The sequence below is a fragment of the Nonomuraea spiralis genome (assembly GCF_014648435.1).
GTDB classification, from domain to species: domain Bacteria; phylum Actinomycetota; class Actinomycetes; order Streptosporangiales; family Streptosporangiaceae; genus Nonomuraea; species Nonomuraea spiralis.
On record NZ_BMRC01000020.1, the window covers coordinates 142,441 to 161,520 of the forward strand.

19 protein-coding genes are annotated in these 19,080 nt (G+C 70.9%); 9 read left to right on the forward strand and 10 right to left on the reverse strand.

The features are described 5' to 3' along the window. Positions 1-3: 3 nt before the first annotated feature. On the reverse strand, positions 4-348 hold the full coding sequence (locus tag IEZ27_RS37410; protein ID WP_189651591.1) for a YbgA family protein: 345 nt from the start codon (positions 346-348) through the stop codon (positions 4-6). Positions 349-565: 217 nt separating this feature from the next. Between IEZ27_RS37410 and IEZ27_RS37415 the strand changes: the two genes are divergently transcribed. Beyond that, positions 566-2,035, forward strand: coding sequence for an SDR family oxidoreductase (locus tag IEZ27_RS37415; protein ID WP_189651592.1), 1,470 nt, complete (start codon positions 566-568; stop codon positions 2,033-2,035). A gap of 358 nt (positions 2,036-2,393) precedes the next feature. Here IEZ27_RS37415 and IEZ27_RS37420 read toward each other — a convergent pair whose 3' ends face one another. The 7 genes from IEZ27_RS37420 to IEZ27_RS37450 all read right to left on the reverse strand — a co-directional run bounded on the left by IEZ27_RS37420 (position 2,394) and on the right by IEZ27_RS37450 (position 8,738). Further along, the gene (locus IEZ27_RS37420; RefSeq protein WP_189651593.1) at positions 2,394-3,695 is read right to left on the reverse strand and encodes an MFS transporter; all 1,302 of its coding nucleotides are present in this window, start codon (positions 3,693-3,695) and stop codon (positions 2,394-2,396) included. Positions 3,696-3,938: 243 nt separating this feature from the next. Next, positions 3,939-5,498 carry a multicopper oxidase family protein gene (locus tag IEZ27_RS37425; protein ID WP_189651594.1) on the reverse strand — a complete coding sequence of 520 codons (1,560 nt, stop codon included), beginning with the start codon at positions 5,496-5,498 and terminating at the stop codon, positions 3,939-3,941. A gap of 89 nt (positions 5,499-5,587) precedes the next feature. Further along, the gene (locus IEZ27_RS37430; protein ID WP_189651595.1) at positions 5,588-5,959 is read right to left on the reverse strand and encodes a hypothetical protein; all 372 of its coding nucleotides are present in this window, start codon (positions 5,957-5,959) and stop codon (positions 5,588-5,590) included. A 194-nt stretch (positions 5,960-6,153) separates the two neighbouring features. Continuing rightward, the gene (locus tag IEZ27_RS37435; protein ID WP_229824701.1) at positions 6,154-6,564 is read right to left on the reverse strand and encodes a sulfocyanin-like copper-binding protein; all 411 of its coding nucleotides are present in this window, start codon (positions 6,562-6,564) and stop codon (positions 6,154-6,156) included. Between the two features lie 335 nt (positions 6,565-6,899). Beyond that, on the reverse strand, positions 6,900-7,316 hold the full coding sequence (locus IEZ27_RS37440; RefSeq protein ID WP_189651597.1) for an arsenate reductase ArsC: 417 nt from the start codon (positions 7,314-7,316) through the stop codon (positions 6,900-6,902). Next, positions 7,309-8,385, reverse strand: coding sequence for an ACR3 family arsenite efflux transporter (gene arsB / locus IEZ27_RS37445; protein ID WP_189651598.1), 1,077 nt, complete (start codon positions 8,383-8,385; stop codon positions 7,309-7,311). The genes IEZ27_RS37440 and arsB overlap by 8 nt, the downstream gene beginning before the upstream one ends. Before the next feature lie 11 nt (positions 8,386-8,396). Then, on the reverse strand, positions 8,397-8,738 hold the full coding sequence (locus tag IEZ27_RS37450; protein WP_229824702.1) for an ArsR/SmtB family transcription factor: 342 nt from the start codon (positions 8,736-8,738) through the stop codon (positions 8,397-8,399). Positions 8,739-9,156: 418 nt separating this feature from the next. On the opposite strand from IEZ27_RS37450, the gene IEZ27_RS37455 reads away from it, so the two are divergent. Continuing rightward, positions 9,157-9,717: a hypothetical protein gene (locus IEZ27_RS37455; protein ID WP_189651599.1), complete on the forward strand. Its 561-nt coding sequence runs from the start codon at positions 9,157-9,159 to the stop codon at positions 9,715-9,717. Here the strand turns inward: IEZ27_RS37455 and IEZ27_RS37460 are convergent. Together IEZ27_RS37460 and IEZ27_RS37465 are read right to left on the reverse strand one after the other, a co-directional pair. Then, a complete protein-coding gene (locus IEZ27_RS37460; RefSeq protein WP_189651600.1) occupies positions 9,684-10,709 on the reverse strand; it encodes a hypothetical protein in 1,026 nt (341 codons plus the stop codon). The genes IEZ27_RS37455 and IEZ27_RS37460 overlap by 34 nt on opposite strands. A gap of 197 nt (positions 10,710-10,906) precedes the next feature. Beyond that, positions 10,907-11,896 (reverse strand): AraC family transcriptional regulator, encoded by a 990-nt coding sequence (locus IEZ27_RS37465; protein WP_189651601.1) that lies wholly within the window; start codon positions 11,894-11,896, stop codon positions 10,907-10,909. A gap of 71 nt (positions 11,897-11,967) precedes the next feature. Here IEZ27_RS37465 and IEZ27_RS37470 point away from each other — a divergent pair, with 71 nt between their 5' ends. The 7 genes from IEZ27_RS37470 (at position 11,968) to IEZ27_RS37500 (ending at position 19,072) form a co-directional block, all read left to right on the forward strand. After that, on the forward strand, positions 11,968-12,813 hold the full coding sequence (locus IEZ27_RS37470; RefSeq protein ID WP_189651602.1) for an SDR family oxidoreductase: 846 nt from the start codon (positions 11,968-11,970) through the stop codon (positions 12,811-12,813). Next, a complete protein-coding gene (locus tag IEZ27_RS37475; RefSeq protein WP_189651603.1) occupies positions 12,810-13,166 on the forward strand; it encodes a DUF4440 domain-containing protein in 357 nt (118 codons plus the stop codon). Before IEZ27_RS37470 ends, IEZ27_RS37475 begins: the two co-directional genes overlap by 4 nt. A gap of 88 nt (positions 13,167-13,254) precedes the next feature. Next, entirely contained in the window at positions 13,255-13,392 is a 138-nt protein-coding gene (locus tag IEZ27_RS37480) for a hypothetical protein (protein ID WP_189651604.1), read from the forward strand. A 647-nt stretch (positions 13,393-14,039) separates the two neighbouring features. Beyond that, positions 14,040-15,056 carry a helix-turn-helix domain-containing protein gene (locus IEZ27_RS37485; protein WP_189651605.1) on the forward strand — a complete coding sequence of 339 codons (1,017 nt, stop codon included), beginning with the start codon at positions 14,040-14,042 and terminating at the stop codon, positions 15,054-15,056. Between the two features lie 49 nt (positions 15,057-15,105). Continuing rightward, the gene (locus tag IEZ27_RS37490; RefSeq protein ID WP_229824703.1) at positions 15,106-16,470 is read left to right on the forward strand and encodes an MFS transporter; all 1,365 of its coding nucleotides are present in this window, start codon (positions 15,106-15,108) and stop codon (positions 16,468-16,470) included. Positions 16,471-16,550: 80 nt separating this feature from the next. Then, on the forward strand, positions 16,551-17,411 hold the full coding sequence (locus IEZ27_RS37495) for a polysaccharide deacetylase family protein (RefSeq protein WP_189651606.1): 861 nt from the start codon (positions 16,551-16,553) through the stop codon (positions 17,409-17,411). 68 nt (positions 17,412-17,479) lie between these two features. Next, complete coding sequence (locus IEZ27_RS37500; RefSeq protein WP_189651607.1) at positions 17,480-19,072, forward strand: tetratricopeptide repeat protein; 1,593 nt, start codon at positions 17,480-17,482, stop codon at positions 19,070-19,072. Positions 19,073-19,080: the final 8 nt, after the last annotated feature.

Sequence of the window (19,080 nt, forward strand, 5' to 3'; positions counted from 1 at the left end):
CCTTCACGACGAGACGGGCTGCGTCGCTGGTCGTGTCACCTGACGTGGTTGCACAGGCCGAGCTCGTCCGGATGTGGGGGCAAATGGATTGTTCTCGTATGTAGGTGGCGGAGCGGGGCACAGCAACTCGCGCGGCCGCGCCTGGGCGAAGATCCGCCCGGCGAACGGCAGGACCGCGTCATTGAGCCGCCCTTCGTCCTCGACGGGCAGCGGCGGATGGCCCTCATCCACGGCGTCGGCGAACAGGCCGCGGGTGCGGCTGTGGGTGCCGTTGGGCCGTACCGGCTCGTCGAGCAGGCGGCTCGACACCGCCACCGGCGGCCTGCCACAACCGTGCACCTCAACCATGTCTCACAGATGCCCACGGGCCGCGCCCGCACGCCTGCGGAGCGTGATCGGCACTGACAACGCCTCGGGTTCGTCCTCAGGCGGCTCCGTCGCGACACCCGCTGATCGCGGGCCCGCGGCCGGACCGCCGCGCCCTCCAAAGACCGATCACCCCGCGAGAGCGTGGCCGCGCGCGGTCCGGAGCATGAGGTGTGGGGGACGGGGAAGGTTCGTGGGCATGGCATTGTGCCTGGTCACCGGGGCAACGGGGTACATCGGCGGGCGGCTGGCGCCTGAGTTGCTGGCCTCCGGTCATGACGTGCGATGCATGGTGCGCTCGGCCGGACGCCTGCGTGATCTGCCGTGGACGGAACGGGTGGAGGTCGTCGAGGCCGACGCCACCGACGCCGAGCGGACGCGCCGGGCGCTGGACGGGGTGGAGGTCGCGTACTACCTGATCCACGCGATGGGGACGAGTGGCCGGTTCGCTGAGCGGGACCGGCTGGCGGCGCGTACGTTCGCGGCCGCGGCGGCCGGGGCGGGCGTGCGGCGGATCGTCTATCTGGGCGGGTTGACAGCGGATGGGCGGCTTTCGCCGCACCTGGCGTCGCGGGCCGAGGTGGGGGAGATCTTCCTGCTCGGCGCGGTGCCGGCGGTGGTGCTGCGTGCCGCGGTGATCATCGGGTCGGGGTCGGCCTCGTTCGAGATGCTTCGGTACCTGACCGAGCGGCTGCCGGTGATGACGACGCCGCGCTGGGTGCGCAGCCGTACGCAGCCGATCGCGGTGCGGGACGTGCTGCGCTATCTGGTCGCGTGGGCGGAGGTGCCGGGGACGGTCAACCGGGGGTTCGACATCGGCGGGCCTGATGTCCTCACGTATGCCGACATGATGCATGGTTATGCCGCGGTGGCCGGGCTGCCGCCGAGGTTGATCATTCCGGTGCCGCTGCTCACCCCCCGGTTGTCGAGCCTGTGGGTGGGGCTGGTCACGCCGGTCCCCGTGAGCATCGCCCGCCCGCTGGTGGAGTCGCTGCGCAACGAGGCCGTGTGCGGCGAGCACGACATCGTCCGGTACGTACCTGACCCCGTGGGCGGGCTGATCGGCTTCCGGCAGGCGGTGTCCCTGGCGCTGATGAAGATCAAGGAGGCCGATGTCGCCACACGCTGGTCCTCGGCGTCCACGCCGGGCGCGCCGAGCGATCCGCTGCCCACCGATCCCGACTGGGCGGGCGGCAGCCTGTTCGTGGACGATCGCAGCCTGGCCGTACAGGCGAGCCCGGAGGCGTTGTGGCAGGTGATCGAGAGCATCGGCGGCCGTAACGGCTGGTACTCGCTGCCGATGGCGTGGCAACTGCGGGGCCTGGCCGACCGGCTGGTGGGCGGGGTGGGGCTGCGGCGCGGCCGGCGCGATCCGGCCCGGCTGCGGGTGGGCGACTCGATCGACTTCTGGCGGGTGGAGGAAGTGCTTCCCGGACGGCTGCTGCGGCTGCGCGCCGAGATGCGGCTGCCCGGACTGGCCTGGCTGGAGCTCGGCGTCACCCGCTCCGACGGTCGGACGATCTACACGCAGCGTGCGATCTTCCATCCGCACGGACTGCTCGGCCACCTGTACTGGTGGGCGATCTCGCCCTTCCACGGTCTGATCTTCGGCCGGATGCCGGTCAACGTGGCCGCCGCCGCCCGGCGCAGAGAGCGAATGTCGTCCTGAGGCGCCGCACCTCGTAACGCCCTGAAAGTCCAGCGACCGCAAATGGGTTATTCCATCAGCAGGGACACCTGGTGGACGCGGGGTTTCCTGCACCGACATGACGCTTCGCTGGACGCCGAACAGGGGTCAGTGATCCGTACCGGCCAGACGAGCCGAAGGCTCACGCCGCACCGGCGAGGGCGTCGGGGTGCTGGGTGTTGGCGGTGCTCTTGCGGCGCCGGTTGACGGGCACCCCGGCGAGCGCCACCGCCCTCGCCGTCAAATCCGTGACGGCCGGCAGGCCATGTGGGTGCCCGAGACTCTGAACAGGAAGACCTCCCCGTGCTCGCCGAGCGGGGGAGGTCTTCGGGGTGCTGCCTCAGTGGTGGTGGGGGGCGGGCGGCGCGTGGTGATGGTGGTCCGCCGGTACGGCCGGCCGCTGGTCCACCAGCCTCCAGGTGGCCAGGGCGGTCAGCAGTCCGGCGGTGGTGAGCAGGCCGCCGACCCAGTTGACCGAGCTCAGGCCGAGGCCGCCGTCGATGGCCGCCCCGCCCAGGTAGATGCCGATGGCGCTGCCCAGCGTGAAGGCGGAGATGTTGGCGGCGGACGCCACGTCGGGCGCCTGGCCCGCGGCCATCATGACCCGCAACTGCAGGGGGGCGACCACGGCGAAGGCCGCGGTCCCGAAGACCAGCATCATCACGACCGTCGCCGGCCTGCTCTCGATGGCGAACGTCATCGCGAACAACGCGACGGCCAGTGCGCCGAGGGTCGCGATCACCGTGGGCATGACCGCCCTGTCCGCGAGCTTGCCGCCGAGGTGGTTGCCGAGGAAGAGCCCGATCCCGAACAGCAGGAGCAGCGGCGTCACCCAGCCGGCCGCGAACCCGGTCACCTCGGTGATCTGTGGCGCGAGGTAGACGTAGCTGGTGAAGACGCCTCCATAGCCGAGCATCGTGGTGAGCAGCGCGCCCCACACGGCCGGACGGCGCAGGGCCGCGAGTTGCTCGCGCATGGTCGGCCCCTGGCCGGCGCCGCCCAGGTGAGCCAGCGCGTGCGCGTCGAGCCCTTCGAACTCGGCGCCGGGCCGGGAGTCGTGGTGGTGTTCGTGCTGGACGTCCGCCGTGCCGCGGCGGCTCAGCGAGCCGATCAGGCCGAGCAGCGCGATCCCGCCGAAGACCACCAGGGTCCAGAACGTGAACCGCCAGCCGAACGCCTGCCCGATCGCCGCCCCGATCGGCGCGCCGAGCACTGTGGAGGCCGTCAGACCGGAGAAGACGATGGCCACCGCCCGTCCCTTGCGCGACGGGTCGACCAGTTCGGCGGCGTACACGGCGGCGATGCCCAGGAAGGCGCCGTGGGCCATGGCGGAGATGATCCGCCCGGCCATGATGGTGGCGTAGGCGGGGCCGAGGGCGGAGACCAGGTTGCCCAGGAGGAACACTCCCGTGGTGGTCAGGAGCATCGACCGCCGGCCGAACCTGGTGCCCAAAGCCGTGAACACCGGCGCGCCGATCGCGACCCCGAGCGCGTAGACACTCTCCAGCGCGCCGACGGCGCCGATCGTGACGTTCAATGACTGGGCGATCTCACGGACGACACCGGCGACGATGAACTCGTCGGCGCCCATCGCGAACGCTCCGACGACCATCGCCCAGATCGCCAATGGCAGCTTTCTCATAGCGCGCTCCCTGCGTGGAGGGCCGCCTGCCGGGGGTTCGTGCCCTCGGCGGGCCTTGCGCCGCTGTAAGCGATATACCCACCGGGGGTATTCCTGAACGGTGGAAGATTCTGCGGCGAAGTGGCGAAGTAGAGCGTGCGCCCGGCGGCGCCAGGTTCGCCGAACGGTCGTCAGTACGAGGCCGCCGCCTCCCTCGGGCCGTTCGGTCCGGTGGAGGCGGCGGTCAGTCCGTGACCGCGGCGATCAGGTCTGCTGGTAGCCGAGGAGGGTCATCATGCCTGACTCGGCGTGGTAGATGTTGTGGCAGTGGATCATCCAGAGCCCCGGGTTGTCGGCGTCGAAGTCGACGTTCAGTGTGCTGCCGGGCAGGACGATCACGGTGTCCTTGCGAACGCCGCCGTCCGCCAGGGCGAAGGTGTGGCCGTGCAGGTGCATGGGGTGCCACATGGTGGTCCGGTTCACGAACGACAGCCGCACGCGTTCGCCCGGCCGTACCGGCGAGATGATCTTCGGGTCGTACTTCTTGCCGTTGATCGCCCAGTCGTAGGCCATCATGGTGCCGGTCAGCTCCAGCTTGACGGTGCGGTCGGGGTTCTTGGCCGCCAGCCGCACCCCTTCGGCCGGCCGGAGCTCGGCATAGCGCACGACGTCGCCGTCCAGTTCGCGGGGGCGTAGGCCGGGCCTGGGGGCGGAGGCGCCGGGGCTGGTCCGGATCAGGCCGCGGGCCACGGCGTTCTTGCCTTCGGCCAGGGCGACCAGCGGGAAGACGCCGTCCTTGAGGGTGACCAGCACGTCGTAGCGCTCGCCCATGCCGATCAGCAGCGCGTCGGTCTCGGTGTGCTGGACGGGGAAGCCGTCGGTGTGGGTGACGGTCAGCCGGTGTCCGGCCAGTGCCACCCGGAAGGCGGTGTCGCCTCCGGCGTTGATGACGCGGATGCGCAGCCGTGCTCCCGGCTTGGCGCGGAAGGTCTCGGCGGCACCGGGGACGCGGCCGTTGAGCAGGAAGTACGGGTAGCGTACGTCGCCGGCGTCCCCGCCGAGCAGCGGGCTCGTCGCGCCCATGAGCATGTGCTTGGCCGGGCCCGACGAGGGGGCGGGGGTGGCGCCGTGGTCCATCCCCGGCATGTCGCCCATGCCGCCGGTGGGGGTGGCGGCGCCGTGGTTCATGCCCATGCTCATGCCTCGGGACAACTCGGCCAGGACCTCCTCGGGCGTGCCGGTGACGCCGTCCAGCCAGTCGTCGAGGACCACGACCCATTCGGCGTCGTAGCCGAGCGGCTCGTCGGGGTCCTCCACGATCAGCGAGGAGTACAGCCCTCGGTCCAGCTGGGTTCCGGAGTGCGGGTGGAACCAGTAGGTGCCGGGGTCGGGAGCGGCGAACTCGTAGACGTGCTCGGCTCCGGCGGCGACGGGCTGCTGGGTGACGCCGGGCACGCCGTCGGCCTCGTTGGTCAGCGCCAGGCCGTGCCAGTGGATGCTGGTGTCATGGGGGAGCCGGTTCGCCAGGCGGGCGCGGACCACCTCGCCGGCCTTGACCCGGATGGGCGCCCCCGGGACCTTCCCGTCGTACGCCCAGGTGCGTACGGTGACGCCGCCGAGGTCCACCTGGCTCTCGGCGGCCGTCAGGCGGAAGTCGCGGACCGGGCCCGTGCGGCGCGCCCGCTCCGCCCGCCGGACCTGCTCGCTGGTCGGCGTGAGGAACGCCGGCCCGGTCGTGGTGGGCTCACCGGCGCACGCGGTGAGAGCGCTGCCCAGAATGCCGAGCCCGGTGGCCCGCAGCATGGTACGTCGATCGATCTGCATGTTGATGCCTCGCTGAGAAGTCGTGCTCACGGATGGACGCAGCCGGATCCGGCCGGGGCGCGAACGCCACGGCGATCCGCATCCGCGACTCAGGTCCGCAGGACGACGGTTCGTCTCAGTACGAGAGCGTCAGGCGGCCCGCGAAGCCATCTGGCGACGCGCCACCCCATGCGCGCAAGAGCGCTGGACGACGAGGTGAACAGGCCCGCCACATGGACCAGCAGCGGCAGGGCGAGGGCGATGAGGCCGGCCGCGACGGCCAGACAGACGGGGGCGGTGTCGTGACCGCCGTCCGGCGCTCCGCCGTGGCCGGGCATCGAAGACTGGCCGTCGTGGGCATGGACGACACCGGCGGAGACGGGCAAGGGCTGGTTCTGGCCGCCGACGTGGCCAAGGGTGTGCATGGCGGCCAGGCCCAAGGCGACGAGCACGGCCAGCAGCAACGGTGGCAGCAAGCCCACCGGCCGACCCTTCCGCCTCGAAGTCACGCCTGCAGAATACCCCTCCCTAGTATGAGTCGTCGTAGGACGGTGCGGCGGGCATGCGGAACCCTCCAGGGCGACGGCGTCGGCGACGATCCCGGCGTACGGCTGCCCGCTGGGCGCCGCCGTTAGACTGATGGCCGACCGGACCTCGGTCTGATCAGGCCCGTGGCCTAGCCGGTGACGTCGAGTTCGGCGTACATGCCGGCCGCGTAGTGGCCCGGGAAGTTGCACAGCAGCTCGTACCGGCCTGGTCGCAGTGTCAACGTGGTCCAGCTCGTGGACCCGGGAGCTATGCCGTTCCCGGCGCCCGCCCCGCACGTACGAGACGCCTCGCCGAGGCTGCCCGTCTCGCTGACGCGCCCGTCCGAGCCGGTCACCCGCCGCCCCGGCGTCTGCCCCGCCGGGAGCGGCAGCACGACGACTTCGTGGGCGAGGACCCCCGCGTTGTACGCACGCAGCGAAACCTTGCCGGCTGGAACGCTTGAAGGCGTGACCGTCAGTCTCATCCGCGTGCCGTGGGAGCCGGGATTGGGGCCAGGGCTCATCATGCCCGACCCCATCTCCGAGAGGGACACGTCCACCACACGCCCTTGAAGCGGTGGCGCTGTGCACGCAGGCTGCCGGCGTGGCGTGATCGTCGCACCCGTCGCCACTCCTCCCAGGCCGAGGCCCGCGTACATGACGGCGCTCATCGCTGTGTAACTCATCTTGTGCAGCCACATGCTCGGCACCTCCGTCGCTCCGCCTCCGCTCGAGGCCGGCCGTCCTGAGGCCGTGGGTGAGGACACCTCTCCCAGGTCACCTGCCCGAACGGAGTTACGACATGCCCACGGCCACACCCACCCTGTGGCGCGGCTGTCTGCCACACGGTGGTCTCGGACCTGAATCAGCCCGGCACCCGAACGGTGCGGGCGGGTCAGCCGGGCAGCGACTCGCCGAGCAGCTTCTCCACTCGGGAACGAATGTCGTCACGGATGAGGCGGACGGCATCGATGTCCTGCCCGGCCGGGTCGTCGAGCTGCCAGTCCTCGTACCGCTTGCCGGGGAAGATCGGGCAGGCGTCGCCGCAGCCCATCGTGATGACCACGTCGCTGGCCTCGACCGCGTCGACGGACAGGACCTTGGGCCGGGCGGCGGTGATGTCGATGCCGACCTCGGCCATGGCCTCGACGGCGACCGGATTGACCTGCTCGGCCGGTGCGGAACCGGCCGAGCGGACCTCGACGCGGTCGCCTGCCAGGTGGGTGAGCCAGCCGGCGGCCATCTGGGAACGTCCGGCGTTGTGCACGCAGACGAACAGGACGCTGGGCTTGTCGGGGGCACGGTCAGGCATGTACGGGCTCCTTGGCGAACAGGCGGCGGCCGGCCAGGCTGACGTAGACCAGGGCGACCAGGACGGGAACCTCGATGAGCGGGCCGACCACTCCGGCCAGGGCCTGGCCGGAGGTGACGCCGAAGACGCCGACCGCCACGGCGATGGCCAGCTCGAAGTTGTTGCCGGCGGCGGTGAAGGCCAGCGTGGTGGAGCGCTCGTAACCCAGGCCGATGAGCTTGCCGGACAGGAACGACCCGCCCCACATGAGCGCGAAGTAGGCCAGCAGCGGCAGCGCGATGCGGGCGACGTCGCCGGGCCGGGAGGTGATCGTGCCGCCTTGCAGGGCGAACAGGATGACGATGGTGAACAGTAGCCCGTACAGGGCCAGCGGGCCGGTCTTGGGCAGGAAACGGCTTTCGTACCAGTCTCGGCCGCGGGCGCGTTCGCCGAGCCGGCGGGACAGGTAGCCGGCGGCCAGCGGGATGCCGAGGAAGATGAGCACGTACTGGGCGATGTCCCAGGCCGAGACCTCCAGTGCGGCCTGCGCGAGCCCGAGCCATCCGGGCAGCACGTACAGATAGAGCCAGCCCAGCGCGCCGAACGCGACCACTTGGAAGACCGAGTTGAGCGCCACCAGGACGGCGGCGGCCTCGCGGTCACCACAGGCCAGGTCGTTCCAGATGAGGACCATGGCGATGCACCGGGCGAGCCCGACGATGATCAGGCCGGTGCGGTACTCGGGCAGGTCGGGCAGGAAGATCCAGGCCAGCGCGAACATGACGGCCGGGCCGAGCACCCAATTGAGCACCAGCGAGGAGAACAGCAGGCGGCGGTCACCGGTGACGGCGCCCAGGCGGTCGTATCGGACCTTGGCCAGCACCGGATACATCATCAGCAACAGTCCGAGCGCGATCGGCAGCGAGATCTCGCCGACCTTCACCGCTTCCAGCCCGGTGTTCAGAGTCGGAACGAGCCGTCCGAGCAGCAGCCCGGCGGCCATCGCCGCGATGATCCACACCGGCAGGAACCGGTCGAGCGTGGACAGGCCGGCGACGACGCCCCGCGCAGGCGCGGTGGAAGAGGACATCACGGTGCTTCTCAGACGGTCGCGGGCACGTCGAGCAGGGCCGACAGCTCACCCAGCGTCTCGGGCACCAGCCGGTAGTACACCCAGGAGGCGCGCCGCTCCGAGGTCAGCAGCCCGACCTCCTTGAGCACCTTCAGGTGGTGGCTGATGGTCGGCTGGGACAGCTCGAACGCGCCGGTGATGTCGCACACGCACACCTCGCCGCCGGCGCGGCTGGCCACGATGGACAGGATGCGCAGCCGTACCGGGTCGCCCAGCGCCTTGAACACCCGCGCCACCCCGGCCGCCTGCTCGGCGTCCAGCGGCTCGCGCATCAGCGGCGGGCTGCACTCCAAGAGCTCCAGAGGTTCCACATCTTCTCCGTATAGACAGTCATCGAAATCGACGTCTCCCTATATTGACACACATCAAACTCGGGAGGAGCCGACGGTGGGAGACCCTGTGACAGCGAAGGCCCCCGCCGACTCGGCGAGGGCCTTCAGCCACGTGTGCGTACCGGTGTGCGTGTCGCCTCTCGGCGAAGGGCACAACGCGGCTCCAGCCGAACGGTAGTCCGCGAAGGCGATAGGTGAGGCCCGGGGACACTGGGCACACCGGCCACGACGGACATAACCATCGGGGGGCCACCCGTGTTCCCGGCCGCCGTCCCGAGCGGCGACCCAGGTTCCGGTCGAGGGCTGCGGCGCTCGATCATCGGAGATGCGCCGAAGCGAGGGCCGGCTGCTCGGTGTACGGCGTGTCGCGAGCCGATCACGGCCAGGGTTGTGCGGCATGACGATGCGGATGCCCGCCGATGCGGTGGCTGTGCTGCCGCAGGTGCTGGAGGTTCTGGGCTGGCAGGGCCGGCGCGTGGTCCAGGCCAGGGCTTTGAGCAACTGGCGATGGGTCGCCTGTGAACTGGACGAGGCCGAGCACGAGACCCGGTTGCGTGAGGGGCTGCCGCCGGCGGCTGACGCCATCTTGCTGCGTTGCGTCGCTCATCGCTACCCGGACTTCCTTTCGCGCCCGGCACCGGTGCGTATCGAAGGTGCGATCGCGCCGCGTAGGACCTGGGCGGCCGCGAGGAACAACCTCGGTGGGTTCGTGTCGTTCGGTGCGCGGGTGGCCCTTGTGCCGGCCGCGGTGGCGCGAGGTCTGCCCGTCGCGGTGGACGCCGTCTACTACGGTTTCGGCGTGGTGGCGCTGGAGGAGCCCGATCGGTTGGTTCATCCACCTGAGCCCGTTGCCGCCACGGAACGTACGTGGATGAAGCGACTGGTTGAGGAAGTGGTCTATGACGCCGTGCTTCGTCAGACCGGTCAGCCTCTTCCCGTCGCGCTGAGGGTCGGGTAGGACTTCACCCACGCCTGGAGGTACCCGGGCACCCCCCACGACAGCCGGCGCTGGGCGTTCAACTCGTGGTGCCGGTGAATGGCGTTCTTGCACTTGGCCAGCCAGGAGTCCGGCCGCTGCTGCGGGAACAGAGTGGTGATGCCCTCATGGAGGTGCAGCAACGGCTCGAACGTGTGCGCGGCGAGCTCGGTGGGCGAGGCGGTGGCCAGCCACTCCATGGTGCGGTTGCCGCACACGCGGCAGTCGCAGGTCCATACATCGTGCATCAGGTTCGGATCTTCGAGGGTGGCCTGCACGCCTTCGAGGATCTTCTCCACGGTCATCAGTGCCAGGAGCGGCAGGACGAGCGTGTGCCGTCGGCGCGTCCCGTTGTCCGGGGGAGGGGGCGGCGAGGCGTCGGCCGGATAGAGATGGCGCAGCGAAGAAGTGGCGCCCACGGCCGCCCAGAGGGCGCCGTGGGCGATCGCTCCCAGCCCGGAGATGTCCGTGCTCAGCAGGCTCACCGGGACAGTGGCACGTTCCAGCAGGCATTTGAGGCCCGCGACCGCTCGGATGTGGCCCAGGGGGTCGCTCCGGTGCTCCAGTACGAGAGCCACCGGCGTCTCGTACAAGCAGATCTCGTCGACGAGATGGTCCGTCCAAGGTGCCAGCAGCCAGCTGCTGTGCAGGGGCAGTACGGCGGTGACGTCGGCGCCTGCCCCCTTGGCCTGGCTGAGCACTTTCCGTAGTGCGGCCATGTCCTCCTTGCCCACGTATCCGGAGTCGGTCAGGACGCTTGCGACGCCCAGCGCGCGCTGGGCGTCGAGCCAGGCGCGGCTGATCGGCTCCGCGCCGGCCTTCCGGCGGGATTTGCCGCCCGCGTAGCAGCGCCGGTCGATGAGCAGGGGTCCGCAGAGGCGCTCTCGCAAGGAAGGGTGAAGGGTGGTGGCCTTCTCGCCTGTGAGCACGATGCCGCCGGCGGATGACGGGATGATGTCCAGCACGTCGGACATCTGGGCAGCCGGGATCTGAAGCAGGAGGCGATCTGTAAGTATCGTGTTCGCAGTACGGACTCTTCCTGGCGTGGCGTTCACGACCTTGACGGTGACTGTCTGCCGAGACGTCGTCAAGGTAACGATTAACTCCAGTCAGAACAATGAGTGACTACGGTTACCGATGCGCTGTCACGTCACGATTCGCTCCGCTGTATTCACCGGGTGAGGTGGCGCCGGTTCGTGAAGGCCCTGCCGGGGGTCGTAGCGGGGAGTGCGGCGTTCTGGGCCCAGCGGCGGCGGTAGTCGCCGGGCGTGGTCCCGTACCATTGGCGGAAGGCCAGGTGGAAGCCGACCGTCGAGTGGTAGCCGACGCGCTCGCTGATCCGGCCGTGGGCGAGCGTGGTCTCGCTCAGCAGGCGTGCGGCCTCCTGCATGCGGCGGGCGGTCAGGTGCCGGATCGGTGCCTCGCCGACCAGCTCGCGGAAGGTCGCCGCGAACGCCGAGCGCGACATCCCGGCCTGGGCCGCCAGTGACTCCACCGTCCAGGGCTCGGCGAATCTCGTCTGTACGGCGTGCAGCGCCGTCCCGATCGCCGGGTGACGCAACGCCCGCAGGACCGGCGAGCCCTCGGCCAGCTCGCTCACCGCGGCCCGCAGCGCCAGTACGAAGACCAGCTCGAACGCGCGCAGGGCGACCAGCGTCGCGCCGGGTTCGGCGAGGTCCCACTCGCCCGCCAGCCGCCCGAGAGTGCCGCCGAGCAGCCCGTGACCTTCCAGCGTGGCCTTGTCGAGCACCAGGACGGGCGGCAGCGCCCGGTAGATCGGCGAGATGGCGGCCCGGTCGTAGTGGAGCCCGCCGCAGAGCAGGACGGTCCGTTCGCCGGGTCCGCCGAGCTCGAGGGTGCTCACGCCGCCCGGCGGCCGCTCGGGCAGCACGGCGGCGAGCGGTACGGCGGGGCGTCCCGGCCGGTCGCCCAGCCGGTGGGCGCTGCCGTGCGGGAAGACGGCCAGGTCCCCGGCGCGCAGCAGGACAGGCTCGGCGCCGGGCAGCTCGACGGCACAGGTGCCCTCGTGCACGTAGTGCAGCAGCGCGCAGTCCTCGGCTTCGCCCGCGATGCCCCAGGGCGACCCGGCCTGCCAGCGGCTGTGGAACACGCCCTCCAGCCGCAGCGGGGCCAGCAGAGCGCTCAGCAGGTCACCATCCACGGGACGATCCTTAAATAACCCGATATTTCCCTTTATCGAGCGTATCGCGGACTTGGCGGAGACTGTCCGGCATGACCTTTCTTGTGATCGGCGCGGCAGGCGCCCAGGGCGGCGCGGTCGCGCGGCGGCTCGTCGCCGAGGGCCACACGGTACGCGGCCTGACCAGGAGCGGCCGAGTGCCGCACGGAGTGGAGCCGGTCGCCGGCGACCTCGGCGACGCCGAGGCGGTGAAGGCGGCCTTCGCCGGGGTGACGCACGCCTCGGTGACGCTGCCCATGGTCTACGAGCCGGACACGGTGGCCGCTCACGTCCACCATGTGCGCGACGCCGCGCTGGCGGCCGGGGTGCGGCGGCTGGTGTTCAACACCGCCAACCGGCTGCCCGAGGCCACCACGCAGGTGGCGGCCTTCGAGACGCGCCGGTGGGCGGTGCGGACGCTGCAGTCGGCCGGTCTGCCGCTCGTGGTGCTGTGCCCACCGGTCTACCTGGACAACCTGGCCGCGCCGTGGGTGGCGGGTCCGCTGGCGGCCGAGGGCATGCTGCGCTACCCGCTGCCCGCCGACCTGCCGGTGCCCTGGCTCTCGCACGACGACCTGGGCGCCGCCACGTACGCCGCGCTCGTGCGTGACGGTCTGGAGGACGCCGTGCTGAAGCTCGGCGGGCCCGACGTGGTGACCGGCGACGACCTGGCGGCCGCCTTCGGCGCCCGCTACGCCGCGCAGGATCCGGCCGAGTTCGAGTCGGGCCTGGCGAAGGCGCTGGGCGCGCCGACGGCCGCCGCGGTGGCGGACACCTACCGCTGGGTCGCCGCCGACCGCGACCTGTTCGCGGCCGACCCCGCGGTGGCCGATCTGCTGGGCCTGCGGCTGACGCCGCTACGCACCTGGATCGCCGCCCAGCCCTGGGCGACCCGGTGAACGGCGTCGAGGCGGCGATCGTCCGCCACCACGAGGTCATCGAACGCTGGCTGACCGGCGTCGCCGCGCGGGAGGAGTTCGCCCACTTCGCCGACGCCCACGCGCCCGGCTTCACGCTCGTCACCCCCGACGGCCGGACGCTCTCCCGCGACCAGGTCCTCACCGAGGTCGAGGCACTCTACGGCAGAGCGCCGGGGCTGACCGTCGAGATCCGCCACGTGCGGATCGTCGCCTCCGGCGGCGACCTCCTCGTGGCCACCTACCAGGAGGTCCAGCCGGATCGGACCCGGCAGTCCACGGCGGTCCTCCAGGACACCAAGTGGTTGCACCTGCACGAAACCTGGCTCCCGTGACGGCCCCGAACGCCTAGAGCCCGGCGAGCCGCCACTTCTCGGAGCGCTGTCCGGGCGACGCGCAGAGGTCACTGGCGGGGGTGCGTCTTTGGACCCCTTCCCGCCGGGAGCCGAGATCGTCACCAGTATTCCTGGCGGGAACGGCTGGTCGGCGGTGGCGCGTAACAGCAGCTTCAACGCGGGAACGCTGCACGTCTACGCGCTGTGCATTCCCCTGACCAGCTGAATTCACGCACCATCGCCATCGGGCGCGCCGACGGCGAACACCGCGCGGCCGGCTGCTGACGCGGCACGGGCGCCTGGCATCCAGCCCCACCAGCACCGCCGAGAGACCCCGGCCTTCCTTGAACCGCGAAGCGGGCCGGGGCTTCTCTGTGCCCAGCTTTCCGGCTTTCCCGACGGATCCGGCCCCGCAGTCGATACCGGATGTGATCTACGTTGTAAAGGCGTCGGGCTGAGGGTTCACGCTTTCGCCGTGGCCGGCTGACGTTGCGCCGGCCCTCTTCAGTGAGGCAGCGACACCAGGTCGGCCCCTGGCGGCGCGGACAGCGTCCTGTCCACGAAGTCCGCTCGTGCCGCGCTGACCTGTGCACGGACCGCCGTACGAACGCCTGTGCACCCGTCTACCGGAGGGATGGGAACCGCGCGCGGCACCCGCTCAATGATCCGGTAGGCGCAGCAGCCCGCCACCGGCCACCAGAGCCACACCGGCGCCGATGAGCAACAGCTACATGAGGTCGTTGCTCCAGGCGAGCAGACCTGTGTAGAGGATCGCCGGTCATGTCGCAACGCACCGCCCCGAATGGCCCCTGACGGGCTAGTTGTCCATGTCTGAGAGATACCGTGATCGTTCGCGGATCATCAGGAGGACGCATGACGGGGATGGAGCACACCTGCCCCCCGCAGATCACGAGGCTGCTCCTGCTCGCGGGCGAGGCCGCCGGGCTCGACCGGAGCCGGCTGGCGCGCGTCCCCGGGCTGGCCGTGGTGGGTGAGGACGACATCCGCCTGCCGTCCGCCTCGCTCGTACGGGTCTGGCAGGAATGGGAGACGGCGCTGCGCGAGTGCGGCGGAGGCACGCTGCCGTGGAAGTTGTGGCGGCCCGGCACGCTGGGAGTGTGGGACTACCTCTTCTCCACCGCCGACACCCTCGTCGACGCGTTCGGCGTGGGCGACCGGCACGCCGCCGCGATCACCGACCCGGCGGAGTCGTTCGTCGTCACCGTCGACGGAGCCGGGCGGCTGACGGTCGGTTTCCGCGGCGTCTTCGCCGGTCACCCAGTGTTTCCGATCATTTCCGAATTCGCCACCGGGCTGATCCTGACATCGGCGCGCTCGGCCGCCGGACGGCCGTTGACCCCAGTACGCGTGACCCTGCCCGGCGCGCCGCCGCGCCGCCACGACCATCTGATCGAGGCGTACGGCACAGCGCACCTGGAATTCGGCGCCGAGCTGCCTTCGGTCACCTTCTCCGCGACCGACGCGCGGACTCCGCTCCCGCGGGCGGACCCGGCCCTCGCCGCGATCCTGCGCGACCACGCGCGTACCACGCTGGCGAGCGCCCGGCCGGTGCTGGGTTGGCTGGACCGGTTCCGCGTCGAGGTCGAGCTGAGCCTGCCCGACGGAGATCTCCTCGCCGTCGCCCATCGGCTGCGCATGGCGCCGCGTACCTTGCAGCGCCGTCTGCGCGAGGAGGGCACGAGCTGGCGCGAGGAGATCGAGCGGGCGAGGCGCCAATGGGTTGAGCACCTGCTGCAGGACACCCGCATGACGGTGGAGTCGATCGCCGCCCGCACCGGCTACGCCGACCAGCGGGCGCTGCGCCGGGCGATCCATCGCTGGTACGGCTACGGCCCCGCAGCACTTAGGCGGGATATGTCCCCTTCCTGACGCTTTCGGTCCTCCTGGTGGGCCCGGCTTGATCCGTACGGTCACCGGCATGAAGGTTCACGCCGAACAGGACGCCGGGCGCCGGCAGTGGCTCGGGCTGGCCGTCCTGTTGCCGCCGACCATGCTGCTCACCGCGGACCTGGGCGTTCTGTGGCCGGCCACCCCCTACGTGACCGCCGATCTGCGGCCGTCGAGCGCCGAGTTCCTCTGGATCATCGACATCTACGGCTTCATGACCGCCGGTTTCCTGGTGGTGATGGGCACCCTGGGCGATCGGATCGGCCGCCGCCGGCTGCTGCTCGCCGGGGCCGCGATCCTGCCGTCCACCCTGTCGCTGATCAGCACGATGTTCACCCATCCACGCCGGCGGACGCGAGCCATCTCCCTCTGGGCGACGGCACTGGCGCTGGGGGTCGGACTCGGCCCGGTGTTCGGCGGGTTGCTGCCGGCCAATCTGTGGTGGGGGCTGGTGTTCCTGCTCGGCGCCCCCGTCATGCTGCTGGTCGTGGCCTGCGGACCGGTGCTGCTGCCCGAGTACCGCGACCGGGCAGCCGGCCGGATGGACCTGAGCAGCGTGGCCATGTTCCTGCTCAGCATCCTGCCGCTCGTCTATGCGGTCAAGCGCGTCGCCGAGTACGGCTGGCGCCTTCCGGTCGTGCTGGCCGGCCTGGCCGGGGTGGTGTTCGTCGCCCTGTTCGTCCGGCGCCAGAACCGGCTCCGGTCCCCGCTGCTCGACCTGCGGCTGTTCGCCGACCGTTCCTTCACCGGAGCGCTGAGCATGTTGTTCCTGGCCATGATGGCGCTCAACAGCGTGGAGTACCTGATCCCGCAGTTCCTGCAGCTGTTCGGCGGGCTCGACCCGGTGGCGGCCGGCCTGTGGTTGCTGCCCTCGGCCGCGGCCTTCCTGCTCGGCTCGCAGCTCACGCCGGTGCTGGTACGGCGGCTGCGCCCGGCGTATGTCGTCACCCTGGGCACTCTGGTCTCGCTGGCCGGCTACCTGCCGGCCCTGGCGGCGACCGGCCCACTGGCCGCCGCGGTCGCCGCCACCGTGATCATGCTCGGGGTCGGGCCGATCAGCGTGCTGGGCACCGACCTGGCGGTCCGCGCGGCGCCGCCGGAGAAGGCCGGCTCCGCCGCAGCCGCCGGGCAGACCGCCTACGACCTGGGCCTGGCCATGGGCATCGCCATCACCGGCAGCCTCGCGGTCGCCGTCCACCGCGACGAGATCGCGGCCACCCTCCCTCCCAGGGCGCCCGACGCGGCCCGACGCCTTCCTGTCCGGCTTCGCCGCGGCCGCCGCCGTGAGCGCGGCCCTGGCCGTACTGGTGATCGCGGTCGTACTGGTCACGCTGCGGCACGTGCGCGCGACGGCCCCCCGGACCAGGCGAGAGAGCCCGACCTGGCCGCCTCATGACCAGCCCTCAAACCCCGCGACATCGCGCCGACACCGCAAAAACCCCGTCCGCCTCACCGCGGTCTGAACAAGGAGGAACCATGGAAAACGCCCTGTACACCTACGACCCGATCATCGACCGGAAGCCCATCCACTGGCCCGGGGACGCCCGGGTGGCCTTCTACGTCGGGCTGAACGTCGAGCACTTCCTGTTCGGCCGGCCGTCGACGAGCCTGAACGGGGCCACCTCGGCCCTGGTGCCCGACCCGCTGAACCACGGCTGGCGCGACTACGGCACCCGGGTGGGTTTCTGGCGGGTGATGGAGTGCCTGGACCGCCACGGCGTCCGGGCCAGCGTCCTGCTGAACTCGTCCGTCTGCGACCACTATCCGCAGATCATCCAGGCCGGTACGGCACGCGACTGGGCCTGGGTGGCACACGGGCGGACCAACTCGGTCCTGCCGTCCGGCATGTCCGAGGACGAGGAACGCGCCGAACTGGCCGCGATGGTCGCCACGATCGAAAAGGCGACCGGCCGCCGGCCGCAGGGCTGGATGGGCCCGGCGCTCAACGAGACCCCGCGGACCCCGGCTCTGCTGGCCGAGCTCGGCCTGAGCTACGTGCTCGACTGGACCTGTGACGACCAGCCGTTCCGGCTGAACGTGCCCGGGATGCTGAGCGTTCCGTACACGGTGGAGGTCAACGACCTCGGCCTGTTCACGACGTACGGCATGGCGGGGCCGGACTTCCTGCAGCTGGTGAAGGATCAGTTCGACCAGCTTTATGCGGACTCGGCCACGAGCGGGCGGGTCATGGCTCTGGCCCTGCACCCGTTCGTGATCGGCCAGGCCTTCCGCGCCAAGTACCTCGACCAGGCCCTGGCCTACATCGCCGGGCACCCCGGCGTGTGGCTGACCACCAGCGACGACATCGCCGCCCACTACGCGAACACGATGACCTGAGCGGCATGAGCGGCCCCGCTTAACTGATCACTGGCTAGACTGCTCAATTCTGTCGTTTGGAGGAAATGATGGAAGACGCCAACACAAGGGCGGAGAAGGCAGCCGAGCGAGGAGAGGCGCATCGGCTGGCGGGGCGCAACGAAGCGGCCGTCAAGGCGTTCACCAGGGCCATCACCATCGTCCCCGGCTACCCCTTCGCCCTCGGCTCGCGCGGCCAGGCGCTCTGGGCCATGGGCGACCTCGACGCCGCGCTCGCCGACTTCGATCGGGCCATCGAGCTGGATCCCCGCCTCGGCTGGGTCCACCTCGAACGAGGGCGTCTCCTGACCAAGGTCGGCCGCGACCAGGAGGCGCTGGCCGACTACGACCAGGCGGTCGAGCTGGAGCCCGGCCACGCCCCGGCCTTCCTCGATCGAGCCCTCCTTCACCGGTTCGCAGGCCGCCTGGAGGATGCGCTCGCCGACCTGGACAGCGCCGCCGAACTGGAGAGTCACCTGCCGTACGTCTTCGGGGAGCGCGGCGAGGTCAAGCGAAGGCTGAAGAGGTACGAGGAGGCGCTGGCGGACCTGACCCTGGCGATCGACCTCGACCCGGACAGCAGCGACTTCTACCTCGAGCGCGCGTGGGTGAGGCATGAGCTCGAGCAGAGCGAGGAGGCGCTGGCCGATGTGAACGTGGCCCTGGCCGCGCGCCCCGACGACAGCGACGGCCTCGAACTGCGTGGCACCCTGCATCGGCTCGCGGGCCGGACCGTCGAGGCGGTGGCCGACCTGGACCGGGCGATCGAACTCAACCCCGGAGCGCTGCTGGCCATCATGGTGCGCGGCGGGGCCCTCATGGTGCTCCGGCGGCCCGACGCCGCGTACGCCGACTTCAGCAGGGCCATCGAGCTCGGGTTGGACGACGCCGGCACCTGGGTCAGCCGTGGACAGGCGGCCCTGGATCGCCACATGCTGGAGGACGCGCTGGCCGACGCCGAGGCGGCGCTGGAACGCGAACCGGATCATGTCGACGCGCTGCTGTTGCGCGGGGCCGCCAACGAGAAACTCGGCCGGTATCCCGAGGCGGCCCGGGATCTGAAACGAGTCAGTGTCGTGGCGCCTGACGTCCTCCTCGGCTGGGCCGCCGAGGTCAGGGAGGACGATTCAGACCTGGGCCACGCGATGGAGGAGAGCCTCAAGACGACCGCGGCCGAGACGCTCACCGTCGCCGCGCGAGATCTCGTGGCCGACGCGGAGGCACAGACGGTGAACGCGGCCGAATTCGCCGAGATGGAGGCGTTCCTGCGCGTGGGGGACACCGACGACGCCGCCGTCGTGGAGACACGCCTGGCCCGCGACCCGGGCGACGCCTTCGCACTGGCGTTACGGGCGGTGCTGGACCGGTCCGCGGGCCGCCGCGACACCGCCCTGGCCGACCTCGACGCGATCGTACGTGCCGACCCTGCCGCCGAATGGGCCACAACACTGCGACGCACGATGGACCCCGGCGGTCCAGGCGGGGCGGACCGGCTGACGGGACTCGGGCTGCCGCCCATCATCGAGGTGATCTGCGTGCTGGCCATGACCGGTGGCGCCGACCTGGTGCGGACGGCGCTTCCCGACGGCGCATGGATACTGTCGGACATGCTGGAAAACCCACCGAAACCCCCTCCCGCCTGAAGCCGATC